Genomic DNA, 20,983 nt, shown 5'->3' with positions numbered 1-20,983 from the left:
CCGTCACCAATGCGCCGAGACCGTCGCGGCCAGAATGTCGTTGAGGTCCAGCAGTGTTTCGTCCGTGCCGTACCAGGAATGCACGCCGGTCAGATTGAGAATCACTTCGTCCACCCCGGCCGCCGCATAGCCGGCCAGCCCGGCGGCGATGTCGGACGGACTTCCGTAGAGGAATCCGCCCCCGGAGATCAGGGCCCGCGCGGCGGAGACCGGATCGTTCGCCGGTACGTCCACCCCGGCCCGCGCCAGCATGTCGGCGTAGTGCGGCAGGACCAGATGCCCGCCCGCGGACAGATGGGCCAGCTCGACGGGGTTGCGCCCGCGCCGCGCCACGGCCACCGGTACGGCCGCGACGACGGAGGGGCGGGGCCGGCCCGCGGACTCCGCGCCCTTGTCCACCGCCGGCAGCACGGTGTCCCGGATGTAGCCGGCCGGCGCCAGCCAGGTGATCGCGGCGTCGGCGACCTCGCCCGCCACCCGGGCCATCGCGGGCCGCAGCACGCCCAGCCCCAGCCGCACCCGTGGATGGGGCACCGGCGGCAGCGCCTCGCCCGGGTGGAAATACCCGGGCGAGGCCGCCGGCCGTTCCCCGCCCCGGCCTGGGCCCCCGGCCGGGGGGTCCCAGCGCTGCGCGAGACAGCTCCGGGTGGCGCGGATGAACTCGGCGGCCGCGTCGACGGGCCTGTCGTAGGCGGCGCCGAGCCGCGCCACCTGCGTCGCCCGGCTGCCCGGCCCGTATCCCATGACGGCCGGCTGCCCGGTGACCGCCGCCACGGTGCGCGCCTCCAGCGCGGCCTGGGCCGGATGGCGCAGCGGGGTGACCAGGACGCAGGTCCCGGCCGGGACCGGATATCCGGCGCCGGCGAGATAGGCGAAGGTCGCGGCGGGCTCGAGCCCGTAACTCTGGCCCTGCCACAGCCGGGAGAGCTGGGAGTCGTGGGCCACGTAGCGCGCGAACGGCACCGCCTGCTCGGCGGTGGCGGGCACGGTGGGGATCAGCAGTGAAAGTCTCATCACCGGTCCACCGAGGCCAGGCCGATGCTCCGGAGGTAGGAGCCGGACAGCACCGCGCAGAACGGGTCGTCACCGGTGGCGGTCGGCTCCGCCAGCTCCCACCGGTCGATCAGCCGGCTCGCGGCCTTGATCAGCTCCTGGTCGCCGGAGTCGAGGACGCACCGGACCAATCGGTCCTCCAGCGTCTGCCGCAACGAGACCGCGAACGGACTGTCGCACTCCGGAAGGCACGGCCCGTGATACAGCGTCAGCGCGCCCCTCACCCGGCCCGCCTTGAGCAGGCCGAGCACCAGGAGCGCGTCGACCATGACGGGCCCGGCCAGGACGTAGCGGCGCCCCAGCGCCTCGTAGCGCACGTCGACCCCGAGCTTCCGGGCCCGGTAAGCCAGGGTGGGCAGCGTCGACGCGGAGACGTCCCGTTCGTAGATGCGATGGTGCAGTCCGTCACGGCTCATCGAGCCGCCCGCCACGGCCAGCGCCGTGATGAATTCCATCGCCCTGCTGCTGGTGACCGGCCGGCCGTCCACTTCGTAGCGGCCCAGGACGCTGACCCGCAGCCGGGCCGGAATGTCCACCGTTAATTGCGCATCCAGATCGAAGTGCGGCAAGGCCGTGGATGCGGAGGTCTCAGATTCTTTCCATGGCGCTTTGTAATCCGATGCCAAATCTGGCACTCGTCCCCCAAACCCCGTTTATGTTGCGACAGAACACCCCTTAGAGCAGCCGGTGCACCAAAATCGACCAGACCTGATCAAATGGGGCGGTCACATGCACGTTACACGCTATTCACACGGCGCTTCTTGGGTCAACGGGGTATCGCCCACGTCACACCGAGACATCGACCGACAACTGTGTGTACGTGGCACGTTCATTCACGAACCGGGCGAACATCACCCCATTTGCGGTGCATTCAGGACCCCTTTTCGGCCAACCCCACCCCCGTGAAAGCCGTGTGATCGAGGCGTGAATTCCCCCTGGCAGATTGTGTCTCGGCGAACGGACCGGCCGTTCGCACCGACCCGGTACGGGTACCCCACGAAAGGACACGAAGATGTCTGACTTCGACCTCGACGCCAAGGTTCTGAACGACGAGCAGGCTGCCAACGGCCCGATGATCACCAGCATCTCGCTGTGCACCCCCGGCTGCCCCTCGGCCGCCGGCTGCACCACGAGCGTCTGCACCCAGGGCTGCCACATCAGCAAGTAAGCACATAGGTGCGGGGTGTTCGACTGAGCTTCACTGCGGTTGAACACCGGCGCGCCCGCAAGTCCGCTTCAGGCGAGACTAGTCCGGGTGCTCCTGTTACACACGGGAGCACCCGGCTCTTCGCATGGAGGCCGCCAACTCGCCCCGGAATCACCTACTGTGAGTATCCACCTGTACGACACCGGCGCCCGGCAGATCCGTGACTTCTCCCCGCTGATCCCGGGCCGCGTCTCGATCTACCTGTGCGGGGCGACCGTACAGGCCGCACCGCACATCGGGCACATCCGCTCGGGCCTGAACTTCGACATCATGCGCCGCTGGTTCGCCTACCGCGGCTACGACGTGACGTTCGTACGCAACGTCACGGACATCGACGACAAGATCCTGGCGAAGGCCGCCGATCAGGGATGCCCCTGGTGGGCGATCGGCTACGCCAATGAGCGCGCGTTCAACGACGGCTACGCCGCCCTGGGCTGCCTGCCGCCGACGGTGGAGCCACGGGCGACCGGGCATGTCACCGAGATGGTCGAGATGATGCGCGGGCTGATCGAGCGCGGTCACGCCTATGCCGCGGACGGCAACGTCTATTTCGACGTGCGGTCCTTCCCCGGGTATCTGGAGCTTTCCAACCAGGACCTGGACCATCTGCTCCAGCCGTCGGGCGAAGGTGAGACCGGCAAGCGGGATCCGCGCGACTTCGCCATGTGGAAGGCGGCGAAGAAGGAGGGCGAGCCGAGCTGGGAGACGCCGTGGGGGCGGGGCCGCCCCGGGTGGCACCTGGAGTGCTCGGCCATGGCCCACAAATATCTGGGCGACGCGTTCGACATCCATGGCGGCGGCCTCGACCTGATCTTCCCGCACCACGAGAACGAGATCGCCCAGGCCAAGGCCTTCGGCGACGACTTCGCCGCGTACTGGCTGCACAACGCCTGGGTCACCATCAGTGGCGAGAAGATGGCGAAGTCGCTGGGCAACTCGGTGCTGGTCTCGGAGATGGTCAAGCAGTGGCGCCCGATCGTGCTGCGCTACTACCTGGGCACCCCGCACTACCGGTCGATGATCGAGTACAGCCCGGAGGCCCTGCACGAGGCCGAGGCGGCGTTCGCCCGCATCGAGGGCTTCATGCAGCGCGTCGTGGAGCTCGCCGGACCCGTCGAGCCCGCCACGGAGGTGCCGTCGGCGTTCGCGGAGGCGATGGACGACGATTTCGGGGTGCCGCAGGCGCTCGCGATCGTCCACACCACCGTCCGGCAGGGCAACTCCGCCCTGACCACCGGCGACAAGGAGACCGCCGTCGCCCGACTGGCCGAGGTCCGCGCCATGCTCGGCGTCCTGGGCCTGGACCCGCTGGACGAACACTGGGCCGGCACCGGCACCCGTCGCGGGGACGATCTCCACGGCGTGGTGGACTCCCTGGTCAGGCTGGTCCTGGAGCAGCGCGAGGGCGCCCGGGGCCGCAAGGACTACGCGGCCGCCGACGCCATCCGCGACCGGCTCCAGCAGTCCGGCCTCGCCATCGAGGACACCCCCTCCGGCCCCCGCTGGACCCCGCACTCGAACTGACGGTCGGATCCCGGATGGGGTGGAGCCTGCCTCGACCCAGCCCTATGTCCGTATTGTGCGGATATTCTATGGACTATGAGCCAGCCAGGTCGGCCGCTGTTCCGTCGTTCCCCCCACGGCGGATGGTCCCCTGTCCAGCTCTCCCCGGTGATCCTCACCGTGGTCATCGCCGCCTTGGCGTACAACACGCCCAGGCGCATGGCCTTCAGCCGCCTCCTGCCCGCCGCGCCCGCCCTCGCCGCCGCCATGTGGCCGGTGCTCCCCACCGTCCTGCTGGGCACGGTCTGCCTGTTTCTCATGATCGGCCTCAGCATCGTGTTCCCCGGGCTGGGGACGTGGTGGACGGCGGGCGGGATCGTCGCGGTCACCGTGGCGGCCGCGTACGGCAGCCACGTCCGGCTCCAGCGGGAACGGACCCTTTTCCAGGTGCGGCTCGTCGCCGACGCGGCCCAGACGGTGGTCCTGGGGGCCATGCCACGCCGCTTCGGGGGCATCCAGATCGACTCGCTGTATCTCGCGGCCGCGGCGGAGGCCCGCATCGGCGGCGACTTCTACGAGGCGGCCGACACCCCGTACGGGGTCCGGCTGCTCATCGGCGACGTACGGGGCAAGGGCCTGCCGGCGGTGGGGGCGGCCGCGGCGGTGGTCAACTCCTTCCGGGAGGCGGCCCACGACGAGCCGGACCTGAGCGGCGTCGCGCGCCGCCTGGAGGCCAGCAGCACCCGCTACAGCGCCGCGTTCCCCCCGGAGGACCTGGTGGAGCGCTTCACCACCGCCCTGCTCGTCGAGATCCCGCACGAGATGGACAGCCTCAGAGTCCTCAATTGCGGCCATCCCCCGCCGCTCCTCCTCGACCACGGGGAGCTCCGCACCCTCCAGCCCAGCGACCCCTCGCCGCTGCTCAACCTCGCGGAGCTCATCGGCGGCCGGTACACCGTCGACACCTTCGACATCGCCGCCGGCGGCCAACTGCTCCTCTACACGGACGGCGTCACCGAGGCCCGCGGCCACGACGGCGCGTTCTTCCCCCTGGCGGACTGGATGCGGCGGCAGGACGCCACCCACCCCCGCGAACTCCTCGACAGCCTCCACCGCGATCTCCTCAGCTACAGCGACGGGGGCCTCAACGACGACATCGCCGCCCTCGCGGTACGGGTCGGCTGACGGCCGCACCGCGTGCGTCCCGCGCCCTACGGGGGGACCATCGCCCCATGGACCGTGACCCTGGCCGTCCCCTCCGGCTGGCGCAGCAGGAGGACGCCGACGCGCTGCTCTCGCGCAGCCCGCTCGCCGCCCTCGTCGGCATGCTGCTGGACCAGCAGATCCCCATGGAATGGGCCTTCACCGGCCCGTACACCATCGCCCGGCGGCTCGGGCGCGACGATCTGGACGCGCACGAGATCGCGGCGTACGACCCGGAGGCGTTCGCGGCGCTGTGCGCCGAGAAGCCGGCCGTGCACCGGTATCCGGGGTCGATGGCGGGGCGGGTGCAGCAGCTGTGCCGGTACCTGGTCGAGCACTACGACGGGGACGCGAGCGCGGTGTGGACCGGGGCGGGATCGGGGCGCGAGCTGCTGGAGCGGCTCCAGGCGCTGCCGGGGTTCGGCCGGCAGAAGGCGCAGATCTTCCTGGCGCTGCTGGGCAAACGGCTGGAGGTGACGCCGGAGGGCTGGCGGGAGGCGGCCGGGAACTACGGGGAGGCGGGGTCGTACCGCTCGGTCGCCGACATCACCGGGCCGGAGTCCCTGGACAAGGTCCGGGCCTACAAACAGGAAATGAAACGAGCCGCCAAGAAGGCAGCGGTCAAGAAGGCGTGAGATCGCCCCCTCGGGCCTGCGGCGCGTCGCGACGCGCGTCGGGCGGCGAGCGCCGGAAGACTGTCCCCATGAGCAGCGCCAAAGCATTCCTCGAAGGCGGCCCGGACGATCTGCCGGAGCGGGTCGTGCCGATCACCCCTCCCGGGGTCGAGCTGAAGGTCCAGTTCAAGGGTGGTTACGAGCACTTCAAGGCCACCACGCGGCATCAGGACACCGCGGAGGGCCGGCTACGCGTCTTCGAGTGGTGGGAGCGGACCGAGATTGCCGAGTGAGCCGGTGACCAGCCGGTGATCGCGGTCGCCCGGAACGGCCGGGAGATCGGATTCCGTAGCCGGGAGTCCGGAATGCGGACTCCCGGGGAAAGAATTCTCGCTCAGGAGTTCCATGCATCACTCCCGGTATGCGGCTGATTGTCGCCATCACACTCCCGCGCCATGGCTGCGCCGGGAGCCGCTCGCCCGGTAGGCTTTCCGTGTGATCTTCAAGCGCATCGGCAACGGGCGGCCGTACCCCGACCACGGCAGGGAAAGCACCCGCCAGTGGGCGGACGTCGCCCCTCGCCCGGTACGCCTGGACCAGTTGGTGACCACCAAGCAGCAACTCGACCTCGAGACGCTGCTCGCGGAGGACTCGACGTTCTACGGCGACCTCTTCGCGCACGTCGTGAAGTGGCGTGGCGACCTCTACCTGGAGGACGGGCTGCACCGGGCGGTTCGGGCCGCCCTTCAGCAGCGCCAGGTGCTCCACGCGCGCGTACTCGAGCTCGACTGACCCCGTCGAAATTCATATCGAACTCCGCACTCGCATTCGAGTCGGGTGAGTTTCGAAAACGGTCGCATGGGCGGCTATTGGCCCTTTTGGGTAGGGGTCCGGGCAAACCGTTGATCATCTAGTAGGCAGCGGCTCCGCCCGGCACTACGCTGCGCTCATGAGCATGCTCACCCCTCCTGGCATGGGTGGTAAGTACCGCATCACGGGCCATCGGTTCCCGCATATGCGCCGCGCCCGCAACCGCCGAAGGATCGTGCTCGCCGGCACCGCCACGGCCGTCGTGCTGGGGCTGGCCGGGTGGGGAACGGTCCAGCTCGTCGACGTCTTCTCGGGCGAGCCCACCACGACACGGGCGGCGGCCCCGGCGAAACGCAACGGCGACTGCAAGAGCGGCTCCGAAGCGGCCGGAGCCGCCGGACGGACGCTGCCCCGGGATCTGCCCCGGCCCGGTGACATCACCGTCAACGTCTACAACGCCACGCCGCGCGGCGGGCTCGCCAAGATCACGGCGGATGAGCTGGAACGGCGCGGCTTCAGGATCGGCAAGGTGGGCAATGCCCAGGAGGACTACGACAAAAAGGTGAACGGCACCGGAGTGCTGCTGGGGTCCAGGGATTCCCTGGAGGGCGCGCTCCGGGTGCTGGGTACCCAGCTCGCCGGGGCGGAGGCCAAGGGCGACCAGCGCGAGGGGCAGGACGTCGACCTTGTGCTGGGGGCGGCCTATCAAGGGCTGACGCCGCAGGAGGAAGCCGAGAAGGGGCTGGCGGCGCTGGAGCGGGGTGAGGTGCCGCCTTCGCCTTCGGCGCCTTCACAGGCGCCGTCCTCGGCGGCTCCGGCCGCCCCGGCTGCCCCGAAGGCCAGCCCGCCGGCCAAGTGCTGACGCCCTTGGCCGGCGGGGTGCCGAGGTGGACTGGCCCGTGCGGCCCGGTGGTCCGTCAGCCTGCCGTGCCGTACATTCGGTCGCCCGCGTCGCCGAGGCCCGGGACGATGTAGCCGTGCTCGTTGAGGCGCTCGTCCACGGAGGCGGTGACGACGGTCACCGGGGCGCCCTCGAGCTCGCGCTCCATGACCTCGACGCCCTCCGGCGCGGCCAGCAGGCAGATCGCGGTGACGTCGTCCGCGCCACGGGCGATCAGCTCGTTGATCGCGGCGACCAGCGTGCCGCCGGTGGCGAGCATCGGGTCCAGGACGTAGACCTGGCGGCCGGAGAGGTCCTCGGGCATCCGCGTCGCGTACGTCTCCGCCTTGAGGGTCTCCTCATTGCGGATCATGCCGAGGAAGCCGACCTCGGCCGTCGGCAGCAGCCGGACCATGCCGTCGAGCATGCCCAGGCCGGCCCGGAGGATCGGCACCACCAGCGGGCGCGGGTGGGAGAGCCGGACGCCGGTGGTGGCCGTCACGGGGGACTCGATGCTGACCTGCTCGGTGCGCACGTCGCGCGTGGCCTCGTACGCGAGCAGGGTGACCAGCTCGTCGCAGAGGCGCCGGAAGGTGGGGGAATCGGTGCGCTTGTCGCGCAGGGTGGTGAGCTTGTGGGCCACCAGGGGGTGGTCGACGACGTGGATCCGCATGACATCGACATTAACCGAGCTTTAATGCCCGAGCGCCCGCCCGGGCGCCACAGCGGGGCCACGAGGGGCCTTCCACGGTCTGTCGCAGCCCTGGCATCAAACCACCACTTAGGGGGAAAGTGGGCACGTACGCCCGGTCTGCCGCCGGGCGAGGACCTCGGCACGAGGTGGTGCTGCCCATGGCTGGCCGTGACAGGCGGGGATCCGGGTCGGCTGCCCGGACGCCCCGGGAGGCGACGGAAACGGACCCCCGGAAACCGGACTCCATAGACCCGGCGCGCCGGACGCCCGGCGAGCGGAGGGACCCCAGGCGGTCCCGGGAGGCCGTCGGCCCCGCCCCGGAAGACGGGACGGAGAGCTCCGAGGACCGCAGACGACGACGGGCCCAGTTCCTCCGTGAGCTGAACGAGGCCAAGGAGCTGCGCGACCGCGTACAGCCACGCAGGGCCCGGGCGGCCCGGATGCGTCAACAGATGCGGATGCGCACCTTCCGCTGGTGACCGGCGAACCTGCCCGCGCCACGTCCGTACGGCGCCCTCACGGGCCCCACGTGAGCGACATCTCTCGGACTGCTGCACGACGCAGCGCGGAAGACCTCTCGCAACGCCCAGGTTTCTGCCACGATTCCGAGTGGGCGGGGTGGTCCCCGTCCGACCCGGCACCGCCTATGACCAGTGGGAGAGTCACGGTGTACTTCGCCGCAATGCTCGCGCGCACCGAAGACGGGTGGGTAGCGAGCGACACAGAACTCGACAACGTGGAGACCCTGTCCGACATCGCCGACATCGCCCGCGAGGCCTCGGAGGACGACGACACGGTCCTGGTGCTCATCGAGCAGGAGGACGCCTGGTTCGGCGTCGTCCGGGTGGACGGCGAGGACGACCCCCGGGTCTTCCTCTCGAACGCCGCCGTCGCCAACCGCAGCTCGTACGGGGCGATGCTCGTCGACGAGCTCCTTGGACACGAGGACGACGAGGGCGATGATCTGGACACCCTCGACCTCGACGGCACCGAGGACGGCGAACCCGAGGCCGGGGAGGACGACGAGGGCGACGGCGGGGCGGCAGCCTCCGTCGCGCCCAGCGGCCCGCTGGGCGACGGCAGGCTGCTGGAGGACCTGGGGGTGAGCGAGAAGGAGCTCCTGGCCCTGGACGGGGACGCCCTCGGCACGATCGCCGAGGCCCTCGGCTGCACCGACGTCCTGGAGGCCGTCCGCTGACGTCCGCCCGGACGGGTGCGCTCACACTGGTGCCATGAACGAAGCCGTCCACGACTCAGCCGTCCCGGTCCACGACCCGGTGCGCGACCCCTGGCTCGTCCCCATGCGGGCCGCCCTGGCGGAGGCCGCGGCGGCCCCCGCCACGGGCGACGTGCCGGTGGGCGCCGTCGTGCTGGACCGGGACGGCTCCGTCATCGGCCGCGGCCGCAACGAGCGCGAGGCCACCGGCGACCCCACCGGCCACGCGGAGGTCCTCGCGATCCGCGAGGCCGCGCGGGCCGTCGGTGAGTGGCGGCTGTCGGGCTGCACGCTCGTCGTCACCCTGGAGCCCTGCACGATGTGCGCGGGAGCGATCGTGCTCTCCCGGGTGGACCGCGTCGTCTACGGCGCCGCCGACGAGAAGGCCGGTGCGGCCGGCTCCCTCTGGGACGTGGTCCGCGACCGCCGTCTCAACCACCGCCCCGAGGTGATTTCCGGGGTCCTCGCCGACGAGTGCGCCGAGCTGCTCACCCGCTTCTTCCGCGACCGGTGACCAGGACCACACCCCCGCACCCCGGAACCGATTTCAGGGCACGGCCCACCGTCCGCTAAGCTCTCTCTCGGTAGCGTGTCCGAGCGGCCTAAGGAGCACGCCTCGAAAGCGTGTGTGGGGGCAACTCCACCGTGGGTTCAAATCCCACCGCTACCGCTCTTGGGAACCGCCCCCGATCCGGATCACCGGATCGGGGGCGGTTCTTCGTATACCGGCCCGGCTCCCGGCTCAGTCGGCCTTGATGGCTTCGAGCATGTTGGTGCTCGCCGCCCGGCGGGCGGGCCACAGCGCGGCGAGCACGCCGACCAGACCGGACAGCAGCAGGAAGACGGCCAGGCTGCCCCAGGGCAGGACCAGTTCGTAGGTGGCCATGCTCGCGCCGATCAGCTCGCCCGCGGCCGAGCCGAAGAAGACGCCCAGTCCGACGCCCAGCACTCCGCCGAAGAGCGAGATGACCAGCGACTCCAGCCGCACCATCCGCTTGATCTCGCCGCGGTCCAGACCGATGGCCCGCAGCATGCCGATCTCCCGGCGACGCTCGGCGACCGACATGGCGAGGGTGTTGACGACCCCGAGCACCGCGACGAGCACGGCCATGGCGAGCAGGCCGTAGAGGATGTTCAGCATCAGGCTGACGACCTTGGCGATCTCGCGGGAGATGTCGTCCTTGCTCTGCACCTGGATGGCGGGGTTGTCGCCCAGGGCCTTGCGCAACGACTCCTTGTTCGCGGCGGTGGCGCCGCCCTTGACCTTCACCATGACCTGACGGTCGTCGACCTGGGGCATGTGCGGGGTGACCGTGGCGTTGTCGACCATGATCCCCTGGAACATCTGGTTCCCCCTGTAGACGCCGGCGACGGTCAGCCGGCCGTCGGTGCCGTCCGGGTAGGCGACGGCGAACGAGGAACCGTTCTTCCAGCCGTGGCTCTTGGCCGTCTTCTCGTCGACCACGGCCTTGTCGCCGCTCAGTCCGGCGAAAGAGCCGGCGCTGAAGCCGACTTTGACGAGCCCGCCGACGGTCCGGCCGTCGACGCCGGTCAGGGAGTCGTCCTCGCCGTCGATACGGACCGGGGCCTCGCGCAGGGGGCTGCTGGACGTCACCCGGGGATGGGCGGCGAGCTTGCCGGCGACGTCGGGCGAGAGGGCGTTCATATTGGCCATGACGACCACGTAGTCGGCCTTGATGGCGTCCGCGGCCATCTTGTCGATGGCCTTCTGCACGCTTCCGGCGATCACGGTGATGGCGGTGATCAGGGTGAGGCCGACCATCAGCGCGGAGGCGGTGGCGGCGGTGCGGCGGGGGTTGCGGACCGCGTTCTGCTGGGCCAGCCGGCCCGGCATGCCGAAGGCGCGCAGTACGGGGCCCACGGCGGCGATCAGCGGCCGGGACAGCAGCGGGGTGAGCACGAACACGCCGACGACCAGCAGGAAGGCGCCCAGGCCCAGCGTGGACTCGCTGGAGGCGCTCGCGGCCGCGGCGGCTCCGCCGGCCGCCAGGAGGCCGCCGATCGCGTTGCGCACGACGAGGGACTTGGCCGTGGCCGTGCCGTGGACGCTGTTCATCGCCATGTTCGGCGTCGGGGCCCACGGGCACGTCAATCCGAGCATCGAGGTGATCCGCGAGCTCGCCGCCCGCGGCCACCGCGTCACCTACGCCGTCCCCGGCTCCTTCGCCGGGACCGTCGCCGCCACCGGCGCCGAGCCCAGGATCTACACGTCCACGCTGCCGGCGGGCGACGACCCGCAGGCCTGGGGAGGCGAACTCATCGACCACCTCCGGCTGTTCCTGGCCGACGCCGGCCAGGCGCTCCCCCAGCTGCTCAAGGCGTACGAGGGCGACCGTCCCGACCCGGTCCTCTACGACCCGATGGCCTACGCGGCCCGGGTCCTCGCCCAGCGCTGGGGCGTGCCCGCCGTGCAGCTCTCCCCGCACGCCGTCGCCTGGGAGGGCTACGAGGAGAAGGTGGCGGCCGAGATGTCCGGGGCGCTGCGGGAGGACCCGTGCGGTGCTCCGCGCTACAGCCGCTCCCACGCCTGGCTCGCCAACAACGGGATATCGATCGGACCGGGCGGGGTCGCGCGGCGTCCCGAGCGCTGCATCGCGCTGATCTCGGAGGTCCTCCAGCCGAACGCCCACCGGGTCGACCCCGCCGTGTACACCTTCACCGGCCCCTGCCGTCCCGAGCACGCGACCGGTGACGGGAGCGGGGGCGATTGGCAACGCCCGGCGGGTGCCGAGCGAGTGCTGCTGATCTCCCTGGGCACGCTCTTCACCCGGGCCCCCGAGTTCTACCGCGCCTGCGTCGAGGCCTTCGGCGGGTTGCCGGGCTGGCACGTGGTGCTGCGGACCGGCAAGGGCGTGGACCGTGCCGAACTGGGCGAGGCGCCCGGCAATGTCGAGGTCCGCGACTGGGTGCCCCAGCAGGCGATCCTCGAACAGGCCGATGTCTTTATCACCCACGCGGGCGCGGGCAGCGCGCACGAGGGGCTCGCCCACGGGGTGCCGATGGTGGCCGTGCCGCAGGCGGCCGACCAGTTCGGCAACGCCGAGATGCTGGTGGAGCTGGGGGTCGCCCGCCGGGTGGCGAAGGAGGAGGCCACGCCGGAGGCCCTGCGCGGGGCGGTGCTGGCGCTCGCCGGGGACCCGGACGCCGCCGCGCGCGGTGCCGCGATCCGGCGGCGGATGGCGGCCGAGGGCGGCACCCGGCGGGCCGCCGACCTCGTCGAGGCCGAGCTCCCCGGCCGGCGGACCTGCGCCCTGAGTGCCCTGAGTGCCTGATGAGGGCGCCCGACGGCGGTTTTGCGCTGCCGCGCCGACGCGACGCGCCCGGGAGGACGGCCCGCACGGAACAGATCCGGTCATCTCGCGGTCCGGACCAAGAGGGCGGCCGACGGCGGAACCCTTGCCCCCGATCGGTGGCCGCGGCATCACGCTCCGTCGGTCGATCAATTCCGGACCGTGTCGGAATCTCCCGTCTTGTGGCGTGAACCCACCAACCGGACGATCGGTCTGCGTTCCCGCGCGGGCACCCGCGCGGGCTCTTCGAGGAGGACCGCATGAACGATCGACTCAGTCTCGCGCCCGATGCCGCACGGCAGTTGGCCACGACCACCAAGACCACCCCGCAGATGCGCGGGATCACGCCCCGCTACCTGCTGCGCGCGCTGCCCTGGGTCGACGTCGAGTCCGGCGTCTACCGGGTCAACCGCCGCCGGACGTTCATCCTCGGCGACGACCGCATCAGCTGCTACTCCGAGAGCGGCGCGCACCGCGTCGTCCCCGAGGACCTGCGCGAACTTCCCTTCCTGCGCGAGGCCGACGGGGCACTGCTGGCCGAACTCGCGGGCTCCTTCGAGCAGGTGACCTTCGAGCCCGGGCAGATCATCGGCGCCGAGGGCGAGACCTGCGACAAGCTGACCGTGATCGTCAGCGGTCGCGCCGAGAAGCGGGTCACCGGCCGGTACGGCGAGGACGCGCTCCTGGAGGTCATAGGCGACGGCCAGTTCTTCTGCCTGGACTCCTGGACCCGATGTCAGCCCTTGCCGTTCCGGGTCAAGGCGGTCACCTCCGGTGTCGCCCTGACCGTCGGGCTCGACACGCTCAACGCGCTGGCCGACCGCGACGCGGGCCTGCGGGCCGCGCTCGACGCCCACATCGCGGGCGAGGCCCCCCTGCCCGGCTCCGAGGTGCCCGTCGACCTCGCCTCCGGCCACACCGGCGAGCCCGAACTGCCGGGCACGTACGTGGAGTACGAGGACACGCCCCGCGAGTACCACATGACCCTCGCCCAGACCGTGCTGCGCGTCCACACCCGCGTCTCCGACCTCTACAACGCGCCCATGGACCAGACCCGGGTCCAGGCCGACCTCACCATCCAGGCGCTCCGCGAGCGCCAGGAGGCGATGATCCTCAACCACCCCGAGTTCGGCCTGTTCAACAATGTCGCCCCCGGCCAGCGCGTCCAGCCGCGCACCGGCGCGCCGACCCCCGACGACCTCGACGAGCTGCTCTCGAAGGTGTGGAAGCAGCCCAGCTTCTTCCTCGCCCACCCCAAGGCCATCGCCGCCTTCGGCCGCGAGTGCACCCGCCGGGGCGTCCCGCCGGTGATCGACACCCGCTTCGGCAGCCCGCTGATCACCTGGCGCGGGGTGCCGCTGCTCCCCTCCGACAAGGTGCGCTTCCAGGGCGCCGGCGGCGCCGCGACCACCGAGATCCTGCTGATGCGGGTGGGCGAGGCCGAGCAGGGCGTCATCGGTCTGCGCCCGGCCGGGGTGCCGGACGAGGTCGAGCCGGGCCTGTCGATGCGGAACATGGGCACGGACCAGAAGGCCATCACCTCGTACCTGCTGTCGGCGTACTTCAACGCCGCGGTGCTCGTGGAGGACGCCCTCGCCGTCCTCCAGAACGTCGAGGTGTCCAAGTACCATGACTATTCCTGACGTTCGGACGTACGGGCAGCCGTTCCCGTACGAACAGCCGACGGCGGCCGCTGCTCCGCCGGTGCCGGCGACGGCCGCTGCTCCACCGGTGCCCTCGACGGCCCCGCAGTCCACCCCGCCGCGCACCGCGCGCGGCTTCGACCCCATGGTGGCCCGGGCGGACGTCCCCGTCCTCCACCGCACCGTCAACGGCCATCCGCTCGTCTGGCTGGACAACGGCGCGACCACCCAGAAGCCGCGCCAGGTCATCGAGGCGCTCTCCGCCTACTACGGCGCCGCCAACTCCAACATCCACCGCGGCGCGCACACCATGGCCCGCGAGGCCACGGAGACGTACGAGGCGGGCCGGACCGCCGTCGCCGATCTGCTGGGCGCCGGTTCCCCGGACGACATCGTCTTCACCCGGGGCACCACCGAGGCCATCAACCTCGTGGCCCAGACATGGGGACGGGCGAACATCGGCCCCGGCGACGAGATCCTCGTCGCCACGCTGGAGCACCACTCCAACATCGTGCCCTGGCAGTTGCTCGCCAAGGAGAAGCGGGCCCGGCTCGTGCCGATCCCGCTCCTGCCGGACGGCAGCATCGACCAGGCCGCCTTCGCGGACCTGCTCTCCTTCCGCACCCAGCTCGTCGCCGTCAGCCAGGCGTCGAACGTGCTGGGCACCGTGCCGCCGGTGAAGGAGATGACCGCGCTGGCGCACCGCTACGGGGCGAAGGTGCTGGTCGACGGCGCCCAGGCGGTGGCGCACTTCCCCGTCGACGTCCAGGACCTGGACGCGGACTTCTACGTCTTCTCCGGGCACAAGCTGTTCGCCCCGACGGGCATCGGCGCGCTCTACGGCAAGCCGGAACTGCTCGCCGCCATGCCGCCCTGGCAGGGCGGCGGCAACATGATCGACCAGGTCGACTTCACGGGCAGCACCTACGCGCCGGTGCCGCACCGCTTCGAGGCCGGCACCGGGCACATCTCCGGGGTCGCCGGGCTGCTGGCGGCGATCAACTGGCTGACCGGCTTCGACCGTGAGGCCGTCGCCGCCTACGAGCACGGGCTGCTGGCCTACGCCGAGCAGGCCATGTCCCAGGTACCGGGGATCGCCATCCTCGGCTCGGCGCCCGAGAAGATCGCGACGCTGACGTTCACCCTGGCTGGGCACGACCCGGTCGACATCGCCCGCTCGCTCGACCAGGACGGCATCGCCGTCCGCGCGGGGCACCACTGCGCCCAGCCCTCGCTGCGCCACTACGGCGTGGAGAGCGCGGCGCGGGCCTCGCTGGCGCTCTACAACACACGGGAGGACGTCGACCGGCTGGTCGCGTCCCTGCTGCGGCTGACGACCGGAGGCTGACAGCCCCGGGCCCGTACCCCCGCTCGACGTGGGGGGTACGGGCCCGGGCCGTCCCGGGGATCAGCCGAGCACGGCGGCGAACATGCCGGGCTCGTAGGAGCCTCCCCGCTGGTGCGCGATCACGGCGAGCCTGTTGGCCGCGTTGACGAGGGCGACCAAGGAGACCAGCGCGGCGGTCCGGTCGTCGTCGAAGTGCTCGCGCACCCGCTCCCAGGTCCCGTCGGACACGCCCTCATGGGCGTCGGCGAGCCGGGTGCCCTCCTCGGCGAGCGCCAGCGCCGCCCGCTCGGCCTCGGTGAACACGGTGGACTCGCGCCAGACGGCGACCAGCGCGAGCCGCACCGCGGTCTCACCGGCGGCCGCGGCCTCCTTGACGTGCATGTCGACGCACCAGCCGCAGCCGTTGATCTGGCTGACGCGCAGCGCCACCAGCTCCTGCGTGGCCCGCGGCAGCGACGACTGGTGGATCGCCATGCCGGCGTTGGCGAACCGCTTGGCGAACTTCAGGGCGATCTCGTTCTCGAGCATGTTGAACCGGGCGGCGTTCATGGCTTCGTCCTCACTCGTGGTGTGGCTTTGACGAACACGAGATGCCGGCGCCCCGCCTCCTGTGACGGGGCGGCCGTGTGACGTGCGCCATCGCTCACGGATGTCACAGAGCCGTGGTCGGCGGCGTCTTGTGCGCGTGAATACGGAGAATCCCGCCACCGAGGCGTTCGTCGCCCATCGCAACCTGCTGTTCACCGTCGCCTACGAGATGCTCGGCTCGGCCGCCGACGCGGAGGACGTCCTCCAGGAGACCTGGCTGCGCTGGTCCGGCGTCGACCTCGGCGTGGTGCGGGACCGGCGCGCCTACCTGGTCCGGATCACCACCCGTCAGGCCCTGGGCCGACTGCGGACGCTCGGCCGCCGCAAGGAGTCCTACGTCGGCACCTGGCTGCCCGAGCCGCTGCTCACCGCCCCGGACGTGGCCGAGGACGTCGAACTGGCCGACAGCGTCTCGACGGCGATGCTGCTGGTGCTGGAGACGCTCGCGCCGACCGAGCGGGCGGTGTTCGTGCTGCGCGAGGTGTTCGACCTCGGGTACGACGAGATCGCCGAAGCCGTCGGCAAGAGCCCGGCCGCGGTCCGCCAGATCGCGCACCGGGCACGGGCGCACGTCGCGGCGCGCCGCCCGCGCGGGGCCGTCACCCCGGCCGAGACCCAGGAAGCGCTCGACGCGTTCCGGCGGGCGGCCGAGACGGGCGACATCCAGGGCCTCCTCGACATCCTCGCGCCGGACGTCGTGCTCCTGGGCGACGGCGGCGGAGTCAAGCAGGCCGTCCTGCGGCCGATCGTGGGAGCCGGCAAGGTGGGCCGGCTGCTGGCCGCCGGGCTGGGCAGGATCGCCGCCACGGGATCGCTGCGGCCGACCCTCGTCAACGGCCACCCGGCGCTGCTCATCCGGCTCGACGGCGAGCTCGACACCGTCCTGACGGTGCGCGTCGAGGACGGCCTCATCACCGGGTTCTACGCCGTGCGCAACCCCGAGAAGCTGTCGCGCATGGGGCGGGAGACGGCCCTGCGCCGCTGAGCCCCCGAGAGTACTGTCTTTTACGCACCAATTCATATGATTCGATCAGGGATGACCGATCTCAGCGAGGAGCAGACCGCCCGTGCCCGGTGACGAGGAGCCCCAGCCGGAACAGCACCGCCTCCGCTTCCATGTGCTCGGCCCCGTACGGGCCGACCGTGACGGCCAGCCGCTGCCGCTCGGCTCCCCGCAGGAGCGCGCCGCCCTCGCGATCCTGCTGCTGCGCGACGGCCGCTCCCTCACCGCCTCCGAACTCGTCGACGCCCTCTGGGGCGACGACCCGCCCCACCGCGCCATGGACACCCTGCGCGCCTACGTCACCCGGCTGCGCGCCGTCCTGGAGCCCGCCCGGCCCTTCCGGGGCCGCGCGAAGGTGCTCGTCTCCACCGGAGGCGGCTACGCCGTGCGGGTGCCGCCCGGAAGCCTGGACGCGACCGTGTTCGAGGAGCACCTCGCGGCCGCCGCCACCGCCCGCGCGAGCGGCGACCCCGCCGGGGCGTACGCGCGGCTGTCCACCGCCCTGGCCCTGTGGGAGGGCACCGCGCTGGCCGGGCTGACCGGCCCGTACGCCGAGCGGGAGCGCGAGCGGCTCACCGAACTGCGCGCCACCGCCCGCGAGGACCACTTCGACTGCGCCCTCGCGCTGGGCCGGCACTCCGAATCGGTCGCCGGGCTGCGCGCCCTGACCGCCGAACAGCCCCTGCGCGAGAAGCCGCGCGCCCTGCTGATGCTGGCCCTCCACCGCGCCGGGCGGCAGTCCGAGGCCCTCGCGGTGTTCAGCGAGACCGGGCGCCTGCTGCCCGAGGGGCCCGGCCCCGAACTCGTCCGGCTGCGCGAACGGATCCTCGCGGGCGACCCCGCCCTCGCGGCCCCCGGCGCGGCGCCGGCCGCCGACGTACGGCGTGCCTCTGCCGCCGCGCCCGTACCCGCGCGCCCGCAGGCCGTATCGGACCGTCTGCCGCCGGAACCCGCCGGCTTCACCGGCCGCGAGACCCTCACCGCCGAGGTGCGCGAGGCCCTCGCCGCCGGGGACGTCGTCGTCCTCACCGGCCCCGGTGGCACCGGAAAGACCGCACTGGCCGTGCACACCGCCCGTGCCGTCCGCGCCGCGTACCCCGACGGCCTGCTCTACGCGGGCCTGCGCGGCACGGACACGGCCCTGGTGGACCTGCTGTACGCGCTCGGCGTCACCGACGCCGCCCTACCGGACGGCGTGGAGCGCCGGACCGCGCTCTACCGCTCCCTGCTCGCCGACCGCCGCGTGCTCGTCGTCCTCGACGACGCCCACGACCCCTCGCAGGTGCTCCCCCTGCTGCCCGGCACACCCGGCTGCGCGGCGATCGTCACCACCCGCTCCCGCGACGTCGGCCTCGGCCTCGGCATGCCGGGCGTCCGGACGGTCGAGGTGGACGCGATGGAGGAGAAGGAGGCGCTGGCCCTGCTGACGGCGGTCGGCGGCGGCCGCGCCGCCGCCTCGGCCGTCGCCGGGGGCGACGCCGCCCGCTCCGTCGCCGACGCCTGCGCGCGGCTGCCGCTGGCCCTGCGGATCGCGGGCGCGCTCCTCGCCACGCCTCCCGCCTGGCCCCCGTCCGACCTCGCCGCCCGGCTCGCCGAGGAACGGCAACGCCTCGACGCGCTGCACGCGGACGCCGACGCCCATGCCCTCGCCCTGGAGACCGTCTGCCGGGTCGCGCACGACGCGCTGGAGCCCGAGGCGGCCCGCGCCTTCCGGTTGCTGGCCCTTCCCGACGCCGGGCCGCTCGACGCCGACTCGGCCGCCGCCGTCCTCGACCTCCCGGAGGCCGCGCGCGCCGAAGCCGTCACCGGCGGGCTCACCGGCGCCGGGCTGCTGGAGTCCCCCGCCCCGGGCCGGTACGGCCACCACGCCCTGGTGCGGCGGTTCGCCCGGCAGCAGAGCGAACGCACCGACAGCCCGCCCGTCCGCGACGCGGCGCTGCTGCGCCTCCTCGACCACCAACTGGCCACCGCCGCCACCGCACTCCTGCGCCTGACCCCCGACAGCCCCCTGCCGCGCCACCTCCTCCACCACCTCGCCACCGCGGGCCACCCCCCGGCCGACGCCGGCACCGCCCGCGCCTGGACGCACGACGCCCACCCGCACGTGCTCGCCACCGTGCGGCAGGTCCTGGCGCAGGACGTCCCCGGCGCCCTGCGCCCCGCCGTCGACCTGCTGACCGTCTGGGCCGACCTGACCGCGGACACCGCCCGCCGCCAGGACCTGGAGCCGCCCGCCCGGCAGGCCCTGGACCGGGCCCGGGAACAGGGCGACGACACCGCCGCCGCCCGTACGCTGCGCCTGCTCGCCGCGCCCCGCCCCGGCCCGGACGCCCATGCGCGCGCCGTGCACGACCTGCGGGAGGCCCTGCGCCTGGCCGAGGGGGCCCACGATCCGCTCACGCCCCTCCTCGCCGGGTACGAACTCGGCGTCGTCCTGCTGGAGCTGGACCGCGCCGACGAGGCGCTGCCCCTGCTCGTACGGGCCGAGGAGGGCCTCGGCCGGGAGGGCGCGACGGGTGCCGCCGCCGAGGCGCTGGCCCACGCGGCGCGCGCGTACATCGCGCTGGGCCGGTCCGAGGAGTCCCTCGCCGCCGCCGACGCGGCGGCCGGGCGCGCCCGGGAGCTCGGCCACGGCCGGACCCTCGCGCTGGTGCTCCTCCAGACGGGCCGCGCCCATCTGCGGGCCGACCGGACGTCGGCGGCCGCCGACCGGCTGCGGGAGGCCCTGGCCGTCGAACCGGAGGGGACCGCACCGCGCCGGGAGGCCCTGGTGTGGGCGTGGCTGGCGCGCTGCCGGCTCGCGCAGCTCCGGCACCGCGAGGCCATCGCGGCCGCGGACCGCGCGCTGGCGCTGGAGTCAGGTCCCGGCGACGACCGCGTCCGGGGCCTGGCCCTGGCCGCCCGCGGCCGGGCCCAGCTCGCGCTCGGCGAACCCCGGCTCGCGCTGGGCGCGCTGCGGGAGGCGTACGAGGTGCTGGCGCGGGGCGGCGCGGCGGAGGCGACGGAGGTCGCTTCGCTGCTGGACGAGGAGTTCCCGGGGCAGCGGGGGTGAGTCGGGGGCGGGGCGGGGCGGACGGGCCCTCACATCAGTACCTCGTGGGCTGCGGTTCCGGGTAATCGGGCCGGGGGCACCTCCCAGCGGTAGCTGGGGGAGGGCGGGCGAAATCCCGCGCCGAAGGCGCGGGAAACCCCCACGGCGGCGGGCCCGGAAATCCGGCGGAACCCAGCCGTCAGGCGGGAACGCTGTCCACCGCCGACGGCGGGAACTCCTCCAGCCACACGAACGCCGGCTCGACCCCGGCGATCCGGATCACCTTCGACACCATCGCCCCGCCCCGCACAACCCGCAGCCCCGCCCCGCACCGCGCCGCACGAGCGCGGACCCGCAACAACAGCCGTACCCCGCTGGCGTCCAGAAAGGTCACCCCGCGCAGATCGAGGACCAGCTCACCGCGGCAGCGCGCCGAGACGGCCTCCATCCGCTGTCCCAGCGTCTGTTCGGCCAGGATGTCGATCTCACCGGTCAGTTCCATGACGACCGCTCCCCCCGCCACGCGTTCCCGCATGGTGAAGGCGAGCTCGTACACGCCCATGGCGAACCTCACCGCCCTCCCTCATCGGGCACATCGTGTGCCTTTCTGGTGCCCCGGCAGTGGGCCGATTTCACCTCTGAGGCCCAGCCGTGATCCGGCGTTTCCCAGGGCGAGAGCACGGAAGCCCCGGCCCCGGACCGTTGTGTGCGCGATGGTCCGGAGCCGGGGCTTCCGGCAAAGCGGGACGGGGGAAGCGGCATCGGGGGGACAGCCGCTTCCCCCGACGAGGACACGGCCTCCAAGTACGGGCCGCGGTCGGGGGGATTCGCACGGCCCGGACCCCGCAGTGAGGTCCGTATCCCTGGTCCACGAGATTC

Annotated in this window: 20 protein-coding genes, 1 tRNA gene and 1 pseudogene; 16 read left to right on the top strand and 6 right to left on the bottom strand. The window is 72.5% G+C overall.

Annotation, left to right across the window (positions count from 1 at the left end):
* Positions 1-3: 3 nt before the first annotated feature.
* Positions 4-1,014, bottom strand: a complete 1,011-nt coding sequence (locus tag AB0E98_RS11610) for an LLM class flavin-dependent oxidoreductase (RefSeq protein ID WP_361701323.1) — start codon at positions 1,012-1,014, stop codon at positions 4-6.
* Positions 1,014-1,589: a hypothetical protein gene (locus AB0E98_RS11605; RefSeq protein WP_361701321.1), complete on the bottom strand. Its 576-nt coding sequence runs from the start codon at positions 1,587-1,589 to the stop codon at positions 1,014-1,016. Before AB0E98_RS11605 ends, AB0E98_RS11610 begins: the two co-directional genes overlap by 1 nt.
* 476 nt (positions 1,590-2,065) lie before the next feature.
* Here AB0E98_RS11605 and AB0E98_RS11600 point away from each other — a divergent pair, with 476 nt between their 5' ends.
* The 7 genes from AB0E98_RS11600 (at position 2,066) to AB0E98_RS11570 (ending at position 7,252) form a co-directional block, all read left to right on the top strand.
* Positions 2,066-2,221: a gallidermin/nisin family lantibiotic gene (locus AB0E98_RS11600; RefSeq protein ID WP_311615198.1), complete on the top strand. Its 156-nt coding sequence runs from the start codon at positions 2,066-2,068 to the stop codon at positions 2,219-2,221.
* A gap of 159 nt (positions 2,222-2,380) precedes the next feature.
* Positions 2,381-3,784, top strand: a complete 1,404-nt coding sequence (gene cysS / locus AB0E98_RS11595; RefSeq protein WP_361701319.1) for a cysteine--tRNA ligase — start codon at positions 2,381-2,383, stop codon at positions 3,782-3,784.
* 75 nt (positions 3,785-3,859) lie between these two features.
* Positions 3,860-4,948: a PP2C family protein-serine/threonine phosphatase gene (locus tag AB0E98_RS11590; RefSeq protein ID WP_361701317.1), complete on the top strand. Its 1,089-nt coding sequence runs from the start codon at positions 3,860-3,862 to the stop codon at positions 4,946-4,948.
* A gap of 47 nt (positions 4,949-4,995) precedes the next feature.
* Complete coding sequence (locus AB0E98_RS11585; RefSeq protein WP_361701315.1) at positions 4,996-5,601, top strand: HhH-GPD-type base excision DNA repair protein; 606 nt, start codon at positions 4,996-4,998, stop codon at positions 5,599-5,601.
* Between the two features lie 68 nt (positions 5,602-5,669).
* A complete protein-coding gene (locus tag AB0E98_RS11580; RefSeq protein WP_361701314.1) occupies positions 5,670-5,873 on the top strand; it encodes a DUF5988 family protein in 204 nt (67 codons plus the stop codon).
* 202 nt (positions 5,874-6,075) lie between these two features.
* Positions 6,076-6,372, top strand: coding sequence for a type II toxin-antitoxin system VapB family antitoxin (locus tag AB0E98_RS11575; protein WP_004929488.1), 297 nt, complete (start codon positions 6,076-6,078; stop codon positions 6,370-6,372).
* Positions 6,373-6,529: 157 nt separating this feature from the next.
* On the top strand, positions 6,530-7,252 hold the full coding sequence (locus AB0E98_RS11570; RefSeq protein WP_361701311.1) for a LytR C-terminal domain-containing protein: 723 nt from the start codon (positions 6,530-6,532) through the stop codon (positions 7,250-7,252).
* Positions 7,253-7,307: 55 nt separating this feature from the next.
* Here the strand turns inward: AB0E98_RS11570 and upp are convergent, their stop codons facing one another.
* Positions 7,308-7,943: a uracil phosphoribosyltransferase gene (upp, locus tag AB0E98_RS11565; protein ID WP_229355688.1), complete on the bottom strand. Its 636-nt coding sequence runs from the start codon at positions 7,941-7,943 to the stop codon at positions 7,308-7,310.
* Between the two features lie 179 nt (positions 7,944-8,122).
* Between upp and AB0E98_RS11560 the strand changes: the two genes are divergently transcribed.
* The 4 genes from AB0E98_RS11560 (at position 8,123) to AB0E98_RS11545 (ending at position 9,850) form a co-directional block, all read left to right on the top strand.
* Entirely contained in the window at positions 8,123-8,443 is a 321-nt protein-coding gene (locus AB0E98_RS11560) for a hypothetical protein (protein WP_361701309.1), read from the top strand.
* A gap of 188 nt (positions 8,444-8,631) precedes the next feature.
* On the top strand, positions 8,632-9,162 hold the full coding sequence (locus AB0E98_RS11555) for a hypothetical protein (RefSeq protein ID WP_361701307.1): 531 nt from the start codon (positions 8,632-8,634) through the stop codon (positions 9,160-9,162).
* Between the two features lie 34 nt (positions 9,163-9,196).
* The gene (gene tadA / locus AB0E98_RS11550; RefSeq protein ID WP_361701306.1) at positions 9,197-9,694 is read left to right on the top strand and encodes a tRNA adenosine(34) deaminase TadA; all 498 of its coding nucleotides are present in this window, start codon (positions 9,197-9,199) and stop codon (positions 9,692-9,694) included.
* Positions 9,695-9,763: 69 nt separating this feature from the next.
* A tRNA-Ser gene (locus tag AB0E98_RS11545) sits at positions 9,764-9,850 on the top strand.
* A 72-nt stretch (positions 9,851-9,922) separates the two neighbouring features.
* Here AB0E98_RS11545 and AB0E98_RS11540 read toward each other — a convergent pair.
* Positions 9,923-11,260 (bottom strand): annotated as a pseudogene (locus AB0E98_RS11540) (ABC transporter permease); the annotation flags it as partial.
* A 1-nt stretch (position 11,261) separates the two neighbouring features.
* Between AB0E98_RS11540 and AB0E98_RS11535 the strand changes: the two are divergent.
* The 3 genes from AB0E98_RS11535 to AB0E98_RS11525 all read left to right on the top strand — a co-directional run bounded on the left by AB0E98_RS11535 (position 11,262) and on the right by AB0E98_RS11525 (position 15,482).
* The gene (locus AB0E98_RS11535; RefSeq protein WP_361701532.1) at positions 11,262-12,473 is read left to right on the top strand and encodes a macrolide family glycosyltransferase; all 1,212 of its coding nucleotides are present in this window, start codon (positions 11,262-11,264) and stop codon (positions 12,471-12,473) included.
* A gap of 278 nt (positions 12,474-12,751) precedes the next feature.
* Entirely contained in the window at positions 12,752-14,134 is a 1,383-nt protein-coding gene (locus AB0E98_RS11530; RefSeq protein WP_361701304.1) for a family 2B encapsulin nanocompartment shell protein, read from the top strand.
* Entirely contained in the window at positions 14,121-15,482 is a 1,362-nt protein-coding gene (locus AB0E98_RS11525) for a cysteine desulfurase (RefSeq protein WP_361701302.1), read from the top strand. The genes AB0E98_RS11530 and AB0E98_RS11525 overlap by 14 nt, the downstream gene beginning before the upstream one ends.
* Positions 15,483-15,542: 60 nt before the next feature.
* On the opposite strand, the gene AB0E98_RS11520 is transcribed toward AB0E98_RS11525, so the two are convergent.
* The gene (locus tag AB0E98_RS11520) at positions 15,543-16,031 is read right to left on the bottom strand and encodes a carboxymuconolactone decarboxylase family protein (protein ID WP_361701300.1); all 489 of its coding nucleotides are present in this window, start codon (positions 16,029-16,031) and stop codon (positions 15,543-15,545) included.
* Between the two features lie 136 nt (positions 16,032-16,167).
* On the opposite strand from AB0E98_RS11520, the gene AB0E98_RS11515 reads away from it, so the two are divergent.
* Positions 16,168-17,055 carry an RNA polymerase sigma-70 factor gene (locus AB0E98_RS11515; protein WP_361701298.1) on the top strand — a complete coding sequence of 296 codons (888 nt, stop codon included), beginning with the start codon at positions 16,168-16,170 and terminating at the stop codon, positions 17,053-17,055.
* 82 nt (positions 17,056-17,137) lie between these two features.
* Positions 17,138-20,125 (top strand): BTAD domain-containing putative transcriptional regulator, encoded by a 2,988-nt coding sequence (locus tag AB0E98_RS11510; RefSeq protein ID WP_361701296.1) that lies wholly within the window; start codon positions 17,138-17,140, stop codon positions 20,123-20,125.
* A 178-nt stretch (positions 20,126-20,303) separates the two neighbouring features.
* Here AB0E98_RS11510 and AB0E98_RS11505 read toward each other — a convergent pair whose 3' ends face one another.
* On the bottom strand, positions 20,304-20,678 hold the full coding sequence (locus tag AB0E98_RS11505) for an STAS domain-containing protein (protein ID WP_361701294.1): 375 nt from the start codon (positions 20,676-20,678) through the stop codon (positions 20,304-20,306).
* Positions 20,679-20,983: the final 305 nt, after the last annotated feature.

This window comes from Streptomyces sp. NPDC037389, assembly GCF_040636475.1.
Taxonomy (GTDB): domain Bacteria; phylum Actinomycetota; class Actinomycetes; order Streptomycetales; family Streptomycetaceae; genus Streptomyces; species Streptomyces hesseae.
The sequence above is the reverse complement of the archived record's forward strand: the minus strand, read 5'-3'. Positions and strand labels throughout refer to the sequence as shown.